We start from the raw sequence: 484 nt of genomic DNA on the forward strand, positions 1-484 counted from the left end.
CCAAACGTTGTTTCATTCCCAACGAATATTGTTGAAATTTATCTTTTTTACGAGAAAGTAATCCAACTAATTCAAGTTTTTCGTCAATTTTTCCATAATTAACTTCTTTAATATCAGCAACAATTTCAAGATTTTTTTCTGCTGATAAATAAGGATAGAATTTTGGGCTTTCGATAATTGCACCAATTTTTTTTAATGAATCGTTATCTGGTTCTTGATCAAACCATTTCCACGAACCCGCTGTAGGATTGATTACATTAAGAATCATTCCTAATGTTGTCGATTTTCCACTTCCGTTTGGACCAAGTAATCCATAAACGTTTCCTTTTTCTACCGAAAAAGTGACATTGTTGACCGCTGTAAAACTGCCAAATTTTTTAGTAAGTTGATTAATTTCAAGAACTTTATTCATAGTAGTTGAATTTGTTTTCTTTATATGTAGAGTTTTTTGTTAATTTGTTACAATTTAGAATTAATTTAAATA

General features: G+C 28.9%; 1 protein-coding gene. It reads right to left on the reverse strand.

Annotated features, from left to right (window positions below):
- Positions 1–412: ATP-binding cassette domain-containing protein (locus B2X73_RS05215; protein WP_291095913.1), on the reverse strand; the 412-nt coding region annotated here is incomplete at its 3' end.
- Positions 413–484: the final 72 nt, after the last annotated feature.

This window comes from Empedobacter sp. UBA7252 (genome assembly GCF_002472765.1).
GTDB classification, from domain to species: Bacteria; Bacteroidota; Bacteroidia; order Flavobacteriales; family Weeksellaceae; genus Empedobacter; species Empedobacter falsenii_B.